We start from the raw sequence: 11,462 nt of genomic DNA, 5'->3' as shown, positions 1-11,462 counted from the left end.
ATGCTGACATGAGTAACGACAATGGGTGTGAAAAACACCCACGCCGAAAGACCAAGGTTTCCTGCGCAACGTTAATCGACGCAGGGTTAGTCGGTCCCTAAGGCGAGGCTGAAAAGCGTAGTCGATGGAAAACAGGTTAATATTCCTGTACTTCTGGTTATTGCGATGGAGGGACGGAGAAGGCTAGGCCAGCTTGGCGTTGGTTGTCCAAGTTTAAGGTGGTAGGCTGGAATCTTAGGTAAATCCGGGATTCTAAGGCCGAGAGCTGATGACGAGTTACCTTTTGGGTGACGAAGTGGTTGATGCCATGCTTCCAAGAAAAGCTTCTAAGCTTCAGGTAACCAGGAACCGTACCCCAAACCGACACAGGTGGTTGGGTAGAGAATACCAAGGCGCTTGAGAGAACTCGGGTGAAGGAACTAGGCAAAATGGCACCGTAACTTCGGGAGAAGGTGCGCCGGTGAGGGGTGAAGCACTTGCTGCGTAAGCCCACGCCGGTCGAAGATACCAGGCCGCTGCGACTGTTTATTAAAAACACAGCACTCTGCAAACACGAAAGTGGACGTATAGGGTGTGACGCCTGCCCGGTGCCGGAAGGTTAATTGATGGGGTTAGCTAACGCGAAGCTCTTGATCGAAGCCCCGGTAAACGGCGGCCGTAACTATAACGGTCCTAAGGTAGCGAAATTCCTTGTCGGGTAAGTTCCGACCTGCACGAATGGCGTAACGATGGCGGCGCTGTCTCCACCCGAGACTCAGTGAAATTGAAATCGCTGTGAAGATGCAGTGTATCCGCGGCTAGACGGAAAGACCCGTGAACCTTTACTATAGCTTTGCACTGGACTTTGAATTTGCTTGTGTAGGATAGGTGGGAGGCTTTGAAGCGTGGACGCCAGTTCGCGTGGAGCCATCCTTGAAATACCACCCTGGCAACTTTGAGGTTCTAACTCAGGTCCGTTATCCGGATCGAGGACAGTGTATGGTGGGTAGTTTGACTGGGGCGGTCTCCTCCTAAAGAGTAACGGAGGAGTACGAAGGTGCGCTCAGACCGGTCGGAAATCGGTCGTAGAGTATAAAGGCAAAAGCGCGCTTGACTGCGAGACAGACACGTCGAGCAGGTACGAAAGTAGGTCTTAGTGATCCGGTGGTTCTGTATGGAAGGGCCATCGCTCAACGGATAAAAGGTACTCCGGGGATAACAGGCTGATACCGCCCAAGAGTTCATATCGACGGCGGTGTTTGGCACCTCGATGTCGGCTCATCACATCCTGGGGCTGAAGCCGGTCCCAAGGGTATGGCTGTTCGCCATTTAAAGTGGTACGCGAGCTGGGTTTAGAACGTCGTGAGACAGTTCGGTCCCTATCTGCCGTGGACGTTTGAGATTTGAGAGGGCTGCTCCTAGTACGAGAGGACCGGGTGGACGAACCTCTGGTGTTCCGGTTGTCACGCCAGTGGCATTGCCGGGTAGCTATGTTCGGAAAAGATAACCGCTGAAAGCATCTAAGCGGGAAACTTGCCTCAAGATGAGATCTCACTGGGACCTTGAGTCCCCTGAAGGGCCGTCGAAGACTACGACGTTGATAGGCAGGGTGTGTAAGCGCTGTGAGGCGTTGAGCTAACCTGTACTAATTGCCCGTGAGGCTTGACCATATAACACCCAAGCAATTTGTAACTCCAAGCTGAAGAGCGAAGAGACCAGATTGCGGTGTGTGAAGACGACACGAACCGAAAGTTCGCATCGCTCACGAACGCAGCACACAAATCTATCGCATACCCATTCGCTGGCACGTGACCGCAAGGCACGCACCGGCTACCGAATTTCTTGACGACCATAGAGCATTGGAACCACCTGATCCCATCCCGAACTCAGAAGTGAAACGATGCATCGCCGATGGTAGTGTGGGGTTTCCCCATGTGAGAGTAGGTCATCGTCAAGATTAAATTCCGAAACCCCTATCTGCTGACGCAGGTAGGGGTTTTGTTTTGCCCGCAGGAAAGTTCGTACGAGCATCGCGGACAGTTCCCGGCTGTCACAGCCCACCGACAGTGCTAAGGTTCTGCCCTAGCTTTTTGCATTTTCAAGGATGCCTTTCATGCCGGACGCAACATCCCTTAGCCCAGCTTTCATGGTGGTTCACGGGAATCGCCTTGATGAATTGCGCAGCCTGGTGATCAGCTTGATGCGGCGCTATCCGCTGGCCCCCCTTGAAAATGAAATCGCACTGGTACAGAGCAACGGCATTGCTCAATGGCTCAAGCTCGCGCTGGCTGAAGACCCGGAAGACGACGATTCAGGCGGCTGCGGTATTGCGGCTGCCATTGATGTGCAACTGCCGGGCAGTTTCATGTGGCAGCTTTATCGAACAGTCCTGGGACGTGATGAAATTCCGGCCAAGTCCCTGCTGGATAAGGCCCCGCTAACCTGGCGCCTGATGCGGCTGCTGCCGCAGTTGATCGAGCAGCCTCATTTCGAACCTCTGCGACGATTCCTCACCCACGACACTGACTTGCGCAAGCGTTATCAACTGTCCGAGCGTCTTGCCGATCTGTTTGACCAATACCAGGTGTACCGGGCCGACTGGCTTGAGGATTGGGCTGAGGGGCGACACCAGACAAGAAATGTCCGAGGCGAAATCAAACCGCTCGCGCCGGCAAATTGCTGGCAAGCGGAACTGTGGCGAGCCTTGTTGCTTGATGTGGGAGAGCAGGGCATGGCGCAAAGTCGTGCCGGTGTTCATCAGCGCTACATCGAACGTATCAACAGCCTGGAAGTCGCTCCAAAAGGCCTCCCCGCGCGGGTCATCGTGTTTGGTATTTCTTCATTGCCTGCCCAAGTCCTCGAGGCGCTCGCCGGTCTTTCCCGGTTCAGCCAGGTTCTGCTATGCGTGCATAACCCATGTCGTCATCATTGGGCGGACATCGTCGCCGACAAGGACTTGCTGCGTCATCAATACAAGCGCCAGGCACGCAAGGCTGGCATGCCCGTCGTCCTCGATCCGCAAACCCTGCATCAACATGCCCATCCGTTACTGGCTGCCTGGGGCAAACAGGGACGCGACTATATCAACCTGCTCGACAGCTACGATGATCCCAACAGTTATCGCTCTGTATTTCGCGATGGGCGAATCGACCTGTTCACTGATGGGACCCCCACGACCCTTCTCAGCCAGTTGCAGGATGACATCCTGGAGCTACGCCCCCTGAACGAAACCCGGGAACACTGGCCTGTCGTCGATACGGAGCGGGACGGCTCGATCCGTTTTCATGTGGCTCACGGTGCCCAGCGTGAAGTTGAAATTCTCCACGACCAATTGCTGGCCCACTTCAGCGCGGATCCGACCCTGCGCCCACGGGACATCATCGTCATGGTCCCGGACATCGACAGTTATGCGCCGCACATTCGCGCGGTGTTCGGCCAGCTCGACAGGAACGACCCTCGTTTCATTCCATTCACGCTGACCGACCAGGGCCAACGTGGACGTGATCCGCTGTTGATCGCCGTCGAGCATTTGCTCAAGCTGCCGGACAGTCGTTTCCCGGTCAGCGAAATCCTTGATCTGCTGGATGTCCCCGCGTTGCGCGAACGGTTTGGCATTGATGAGGCCGACCTGCCGACTCTGCATCGTTGGATCGAAGGGGCAGGCATTCGCTGGGGGATGAGCGCCGAACACCGTGCCGGGTTGGGCCTGCCCGCAGAACTTGAGCAGAACAGCTGGCATTTCGGCCTGCGTCGTATGTTGCTGGGGTATGCCGTCGGCAGTTCAAACGCTTATGAAGGCATTGAGCCCTATGACGAGATCGGAGGCCTGGATGCGGCGTTGATCGGTCCCCTGGTAGCTTTGCTGGATGCCCTGGAAGTCGCCCATCAGGAACTCACCCGGCCGGCTTCACCGCAGCAATGGGGGGCACGCCTGCAAGACCTGATGCAGTTGTTTTTCCAGGCGAGCAACGAGCATGACGACTATCTGCTGGCCCAACTTGAAGACTTGCGTGAAACCTGGCTGGAAACCTGTGAGTCGGTGGGGCTGCACGATGAATTGCCGCTGACGGTGGTGCGTGAGGCATGGTTGGCCGGGCTGGATCAGGGGCGACTGTCCCAACGTTTCCTGGCCGGGGCAGTCAACTTCTGTACCTTGATGCCGATGCGCGCGATCCCCTTCAAACTGGTGTGCTTGCTGGGGATGAATGATGGGGATTACCCACGCGCCCAGCCACCCCTGGATTTCGATCTGATGGGCGGCGATTATCGCCCGGGCGATCGTTCCCGGCGCGAAGATGATCGTTATCTGTTGCTGGAGGCCCTGCTTTCGGCCCGGGAAAAACTGTATATCAGTTGGGTTGGGCGCAGCATTCGCGACAACAGTGAGCGACCGGCATCGGTGTTGATTGGCCAACTTCGGGACCATCTCGCCAGTGGTTGGCGGCTGGCAGATGACAGTAAGAGTCTTCTCGATGCCCTGACCCAGCAGCACCCGCTGCAACCGTTCAGTGCGCGTTATTTCCATCAAGGCGATGAGCTGTTCAGTTACGCCAGCGAATGGCGGATGCTCCATGACGCTTGCGATCACACCGACAAGAACCAGGTGCTGGAACCCTACGTTCAGGAAGAACCTTTGGGCCTCGGACAGTTGCAGGATTTCCTGCGCAATCCAGTCCGCCATTTCTTCAGTCAGCGACTGAAGGTGTTCTTCGAGGCCATCGAAGCGCCTCTGGCCGATGACGAACCTTTTGTGCTCGATGCGCTGCAACGCTACAGCCTGAGTGACAGCTTGCTTGAAGCGGCCCTGATACGCCTGGACCAACCGGATCTTGCCCTCACCGCCCACGCCCAAAGGCTGCAGAACAGTGGTTTGTTGCCCATGGCCGGTTTTGGTGAGTGCCTGCAACGCGAGTTGATCGAGCCCTTGCCGGATCTGCTCCAACGTTACCAGCAGCTTTTGGCGTTATGGCCGACACCCTCGACCAGCGCTGTGCCAGTCAGCCTGCAATTGCAGGGCGTGAATGTCGAAGGCTGGCTCAGCGGCTTGCACCAACGCTCCGACGGTGCGGTCCTCGCCATCACCGCCATACCCAACAGCATCGGTTCTACCAAGACCCGTAAATGGCATCGCCTGATACGACCCTGGGTCAATCATCTCGTGGCCTGCGCTAACGGCTTGTCGTTGACGACGGCGCTGGTGGCCAGTGATGACAGCTTGCTGCTGGCACCTTTTGAAGAGCCTGTCGCACAAAAGTTGTTGGGCGACATGCTGCAGGCCTGGCAGGCCGGTATGCGCCAGCCGCTACCGATCGCAGTGAAGACGGCTTTCGCCTGGCTCGGCCAGAGTGATCCGGTCAAGGCCGGAGCGGCGGCTCGCAAAGCCTATGAAGGCGATGGCCAGACGTTTGAAGGCGAGCGGCGGGAAAGTCCGGCCCTGGCTCGACAGTTTCCTGATTTCGATGCCTTGATGGCTGACGAAACATTCCCCGATTGGTGCGATGCGCTTTACCGACCCTTGCTCGAAGCTCCATGGCGTTCTTTGGTCGGCGAGGAGGCCCGTTCATGAGCCGGCAGACACCATTGGCACTGGCGTTCCCGCTACGAGGCAGCCAACTGATCGAGGCCAGCGCCGGGACCGGCAAGACCTTTACCATCTCGGCGCTGTACTTGCGACTGGTACTGGGGCATGGCGGTTCGGCGGCCGGTTTTGGCCGCGAGCTGCTTCCACCGCAAATCCTGGTCGTGACCTTTACGGACGCCGCCACCAAAGAGCTGCGTGAACGAATTCGCACCCGTCTGGCCGAAGCTGCACGTTACTTTCGTGAAGAAATTCCAGCCCCGGATTCGCTGATCGCCGAGCTGCGTGACGAATTCGATGCAGGGCAATGGCCCGGTTGTGCGAATCGGTTGGATATCGCCGCGCAATGGATGGACGAGGCCGCTGTCTCGACCATCCACAGTTGGTGCCAGCGCATGTTGCGTGAGCATGCCTTCGACAGCGGTAGCCTGTTCACCCAGACCTTGGAAACCGATCACAGCGAGTTACTGGGCGAGGTGTTGCGCGATTATTGGCGGCTGTTCTGCTATTCGATGCAAGGCGAGGCGCTGAACTGGGTGCGTACCCATTGGGGCGGGCCGGCGGCGCTGTTGCCACGGGTGAGGGGGTTGTTTTCCAGCGAGCGTGGCGACGCTGACGAGCTTGAGCCTGCCGAACTCATCGCTGCCTCCCTGCAGGAACGTAGTGCCGCCTTGCTTGATCTCAAGGCGCCGTGGCGGCAATGGGCGGTGGAACTGCTGGAGATCTGCCAGCAAGGCGTCGCCAGCAAGTCTGTCGATGGGCGCAAGATGCAGGCGCGTTACTTCGAACCGTGGTTTCAGAAGATCACTGCCTGGGTGGATGACGAAAGCCTTGAACTGCTGGATATCGGCACCGGGTTCACACGGCTGACCCCCGAGGGCATGGCCGAAGCCTGGAAAGGTGAAGTGCCCAATCATCCCGGGCTGGACGCCATGGCCGGTCTCAAGGCCAGCCTGGAGGCGTTGCCCACGCCGGATGCCGCGGTGTTGCAGCATGCCGCGCAATGGGTCGGGGCGCGCTTCGAGGCCGAGAAACGGCGCCGCGCCGAGATGGGCTTCGATGACATGCTCCTGCGCCTCGACACGGCTCTGCAGGCCGACGGTGGCGAGCGTCTGGCGAGCCTGATCCGCGAGCAGTTTCCGGTGGCGCTGATCGATGAGTTCCAGGACACCGACCCGGTTCAGTACCGGATCTTCGAAAGCATCTACCGCATCGAAGACAATGACCCGGAGACCGGGCTGTTCCTGATCGGCGATCCGAAGCAGGCGATCTACGCTTTTCGCGGTGCCGACATCTACACCTACCTGCGCGCTCGCGAAGCCACTGCTGGCAGGCTGCATACGCTGGGCAGGAATTTCCGTTCCAGCCACGCCATGGTGGGTGCGGTAAACCATATTTTCCAGAATGCCGAGTCCCGTCCAAAGGGGCGCGGGGCCTTCCTGTTCCGTGAACCTTCGGGCGAGAACCCGGTGCCGTTCCTGTCCGTTGAATCCCAGGGGCGCAAGGAGACCTTGCAGATTGCGGGACAGGCGGTGGCGGCACTGAACATCTGGCACCTGTCGTCGGACCAGCCGCTTTCCGGTGCGGTGTATCGACAGTCGATGGCGGCCGCCTGCGCCAGTGAGATCACGACGTTGCTCAACGGCGGCCAGTCGGGACGCGACGGCTTTACGGTCGATGGAGAAACGCTGCGAGGTTTGCGCCCGGCGGATATCGCCATCCTGGTGCGCGATGGTAAAGAAGCGCAGGCCGTGCGAGACGAGTTGTCCGCGCGGGGCGTGCGCAGTGTCTATCTGTCCGACAAGGATTCGGTCTTTGCCTCGCAGGAAGCGCGGGACCTGCTGATCTGGCTCAGGGCCTGTGCCGAGCCGGATGCCGAACGACCGCTACGGGCAGCCCTGGCCAGCATCACGTTGAACCTCTCGCTGACGGAACTGGAGCGTCTCAATCAGGATGAGCTGGCCTGGGAAGCCCGGGTCATGCAGTTCCGCGGTTATCGTACGGTCTGGCGCAGCCAGGGCGTGCTGCCGATGTTGCGGCGTCTGCTGCATGATTTCGAACTGCCCCAGGCCTTGATGGCGCGCAGCGATGGCGAGCGGGTGCTGACCAACTTGCTGCACCTTTGCGAACTGTTGCAGCAGGCCGCCGGTGAATTGGATGGCGAGCAAGCCTTGATCCGGCATTTGTCCGAGCACCTGGCCTTGTCCGGGCAGGCGGGAGAAGAGCAGATCCTGCGCCTGGAAAGCGACGAGCAACTGGTCAAGGTGGTCACGATCCACAAGTCCAAGGGGCTTGAGTATCCGTTGGTCTTTTTGCCTTTCATCTGTTCGACGAAACCGGTGGACGGCAGCCGATTGCCGTTGCATTACCACGATGAGACCGGCAAGGCGCAGATCAGTCTCAAGCCCACCGCCGAATTGATCGCCAAGGCCGATGACGAGCGTCTGGCCGAGGATCTGCGGCTTCTCTATGTGGCCCTGACTCGCGCACAGCATGCCTGCTGGCTAGGTGTCGCGGATCTCAAGCGGGGCAGCAACAACCGCTCGATCCTGCATGTGTCCGCGCTGGGTTATCTGTTGGGAGGTGGTGCGCCGTTGGCCGAGTCGATGGAACTGGGGGGTTGGTTGGCCGACCTGCAACAAGGTTGCGTCGCGGTAAGTTGCCAGCCAATGCCCGAAGCCACCGACGAGCACTATCGGCCGCCGCGCAACGAAGCAGTGTTGCGCGAGCCCTTGGTGCCCTTGCGAAAAGCCAGCGAAAACTGGTGGATCGCCTCCTACAGTGCCTTGCGCATCGGCGAAAGCCTGAGCGAAGGCAGCGATACCGCGCCAGAGAGTCCGCAGGCCCAGAAGCTGTTCGACGATGAACGACTGGACCCGGACGCGCCCAGGGAAGCCCTCGCCGTGGGGGGCGACATCCATCGCTTTCCCCGTGGTCCTAACCCCGGCACTTTCCTGCATGGCTTGCTGGAGTGGGCCGCTGGGGAGGGTTTTGCATCTGAGCCAGCGGATATCGAGGATGCCATCGCCCGACGCTGTAATCGCCGAGGCTGGAAAGGCTGGATCCCGACGTTGAGCGACTGGCTGCAGCACTTGATCAAAATGCCCATGCACGTCGGCAACGACCAGGCGCCAGTGGTGCTCGAACAACTGACCCGTTTCCAGGTCGAGATGGAGTTCTGGTTCGCCAGCCACAAGGTCGATGTGCAAAAGCTCGATCAACTGGTTTGCCGATTCACCCATGGCGGTGTGGCTCGCGTCGCTGCGGAACCGGTGTTGCTCAATGGCATGTTCAAGGGCTTCATCGATTTGACGTTCGAGCACGACGGTCGGTATTACGTGGCCGATTACAAATCCAACTGGCTGGGTGTCGATGACATGGCCTACACCGTACAGGCTATGGAACAGTCGATCCTGGACCACCGCTACGACCTGCAATACGTGCTCTACCTGTTGGCCCTGCATCGCCAGCTCAAGGCGCGGCTTCCCGATTACGACTACGACCGACATGTCGGCGGCGCGTTGTACCTGTTCCTTCGCGGCACCCGCTCAACCAGCCAGGGTGTGTATTTCACCAAGCCGCCGCGGACATTGATTGAGCAACTGGATCGGCTGTTCCAGGGCGCGCCCGAACCCAAGGCCGAGCCGGCGTGGGTACAGGGGGAATTGCTATGAGTCGTTCTTTTGCCGACCTGCTCCCCAAGTCGTCCGACGACGAGAGCCTGGTGGCGCTGGCGCCCTTGAGCCGTGCAGACGACCTGCTGTTGTTACTGACGCGCTGGGTCGAGCGCGGCTGGTTGCGTGCCCTGGACAAGGCGTTCGTGGCGTTCCTCCATGAGCTGGCGCCTGACGATGATCCATTGGTCCTGCTCGCCGCCGCGCTGACCAGTCATCAACTGGGCCACGGGCATGTTTGCCTGGACGTGTTCGAAACCCTCAAGGAGCCGGACTTCGCCCTGTCGCTGCCCCCCGAGGGTGACCTGCAGACTGGCGTGATGCTGTTGCCATCGCAAATATTGCAGACCCTGGACGGCGCCCATTGGTGCAAGGCCTTGGCCTCCAGCCGGCTGGTGGCCCTGGCTGCGGATGGGAGCGAAGAGGCGCAGCAGCGGCCATTGGTGCTGTCCGGAAAACGTCTTTATCTACGTCGTTACTGGTGTTATGAGCGGCGGATCGATGAGGCGTTGCGCCAGCGGCTTAGCGAAAATGAAGCGGCGCCCGGTGACCTGCGCGAGCGTTTGGACGGGCTGTTCGGACCGGCCAATGCCAATGGTCCGATCGATTGGCAGAAACTGGCCTGCGCGCTGGCAACCCGTGGGGCCTTCAGCATCGTGACTGGTGGCCCGGGCACCGGCAAGACCACTACCGTGGTGCGTCTGCTGGCGCTGCTGCAGGCACCGGCCGTCGAGGCCGGGAAGCCGCTGCGGATTCGCCTGGCCGCGCCGACTGGCAAGGCGGCGGCACGCCTGACCGAGTCCATCAGCCAGCAGGTCCGGACCCTGGATGTGGACGACGCTGTGCGCGAACGGATTCCTTGTGATGTGACGACGGTCCATCGTTTGTTGGGCAGTCGGCCTGGTACCCGACATTTTCGCCACCATGCGGGCAATCGGTTGCCATTGGATGTGCTGGTGGTCGATGAGGCGTCGATGATCGACCTGGAGATGATGGCCAATCTGCTGGATGCATTGCCGGCCCACGCACGGTTGGTGTTGCTGGGGGACAAGGACCAGTTGGCCTCTGTGGAGGCCGGTGCGGTGCTGGGGGATTTGTGTCGAGACGCCGAGGACGGCTGGTACAGCCTCCAGACCCGAGCCTGGCTTGAGTCGGTCAGTGGTGAAAACCTGGCGACCAGTGACCTGCAGCAGGATCTCGATGGCACTCATCCCCTGGCACAGCAAGTGGTCATGCTCAGGCATTCCCGGCGCTTCGGCGAAGGCAGCGGGATCGGCCAACTGGCTCGCTGGGTCAATCAGCAGCAGCCTGAAAAGGCCCGTCAGTTGCTCAAGCAGGGGCAGCATGCCGATCTGTTTTCCCTGGCGTTAACGGGCGAACACGACGCGAAGCTGGAAAATCTGTTGCTCGGAGGCCGGCCAGAAGGGCCGCAAGGCTATCGGCATTACCTGAGCCTGCTACGGCAGCGACGCCCGGCGAATTCTCGCCCGCTGGAAGACAGTTGCTGGGCCGATTGGGCCCGGGAAGTCCTGGCGGCTTTCGACGAATTCCAATTGCTCTGCGCGGTGCGTAAAGGCCCGTGGGGCGTCGAAGGACTGAACCAGCGCATTACCGCCGCATTGCTCAAGGCCCGTCTTATCGATAGCGATCACCAGTGGTACGAAGGACGCCCGGTGCTGATGACCCGTAACGACTATGGGCTGGGATTGATGAACGGCGATATCGGTATTGCCCTCAAGTTGCCCGAGCGTGACGGCCCCGATGCCGGCAAACAGGTCTTGCGGGTCGCGTTCCCGCGCAACGACGGCCAGGGCGGTGTGCGTTTCGTCCTGCCCAGCCGCCTGAATGATGTGGAAACCGTGTATGCCATGACGGTGCACAAATCCCAGGGCTCGGAATTCACCCATACTGCGCTGATTCTCCCGGATGCGCTGAACCCGGTATTGACCAAGGAACTGGTGTACACCGCCATTACTCGGGGCAAGCAATGGTTCAGTCTGATCGAGCCGCGAGCGGGTGTATTCGAGGAGGCGGTCCGGCGCAAGGTCAAGCGCTTGAGCGGGTTGATGCTGGAGCTGGAGCAGGCTGACTGAACCATCAGCTTTTATTGATTCATGCCCCCGTCGCAATTTCGCCTGTACCGTTCCGAAGTCTACGTAACACGCTGTCTCGCTGGCTTTTTGGCACTGTGCTATCGTTCCGGCACTTATCGCTTGGATCAAGAGACTTTC

At 59.6% G+C, this 11,462-nt stretch carries 3 protein-coding genes and 2 rRNA genes (1 of these 5 cut by a window edge); all 5 read left to right on the top strand.

Features of this window, described 5'->3' with window-relative positions:
- Nucleotides 1–1,649 (top strand): 23S ribosomal RNA (locus GN234_RS14650); it begins 1,238 nt to the left of the window's first position.
- Between the two features lie 171 nt (nucleotides 1,650–1,820).
- Nucleotides 1,821–1,936, top strand: a 5S ribosomal RNA gene (gene rrf, locus GN234_RS14645).
- 156 nt (nucleotides 1,937–2,092) lie between these two features.
- Entirely contained in the window at nucleotides 2,093–5,545 is a 3,453-nt protein-coding gene (gene recC, locus GN234_RS14640; protein WP_176688688.1) for an exodeoxyribonuclease V subunit gamma, read from the top strand.
- Complete coding sequence (gene recB, locus GN234_RS14635) at nucleotides 5,542–9,231, top strand: exodeoxyribonuclease V subunit beta (RefSeq protein WP_176688687.1); 3,690 nt, start codon at nucleotides 5,542–5,544, stop codon at nucleotides 9,229–9,231. Before recC ends, recB begins: the two co-directional genes overlap by 4 nt.
- On the top strand, nucleotides 9,228–11,324 hold the full coding sequence (gene recD, locus GN234_RS14630; RefSeq protein ID WP_176688686.1) for an exodeoxyribonuclease V subunit alpha: 2,097 nt from the start codon (nucleotides 9,228–9,230) through the stop codon (nucleotides 11,322–11,324). The genes recB and recD overlap by 4 nt, the downstream gene beginning before the upstream one ends.
- The last annotated feature ends 138 nt before the right edge of the window (nucleotides 11,325–11,462 follow it).

Origin of the sequence: Pseudomonas bijieensis (assembly GCF_013347965.1) — a bacterium.
Classification (GTDB): Bacteria; Pseudomonadota; Gammaproteobacteria; order Pseudomonadales; family Pseudomonadaceae; genus Aquipseudomonas; species Aquipseudomonas bijieensis.
This window is presented reverse-complemented; position numbering and strand designations above follow the sequence as displayed.

Coding starts and splice junctions, on each gene's coding strand:
- recC (WP_176688688.1), top strand. CDS start 2,093: ATGCCGGACGCAACATCCCTTAGCCCAGCTTTCATGGTGGTTCACGGG.
- recB (WP_176688687.1), top strand. CDS start 5,542: ATGAGCCGGCAGACACCATTGGCACTGGCGTTCCCGCTACGAGGCAGC.
- recD (WP_176688686.1), top strand. CDS start 9,228: ATGAGTCGTTCTTTTGCCGACCTGCTCCCCAAGTCGTCCGACGACGAG.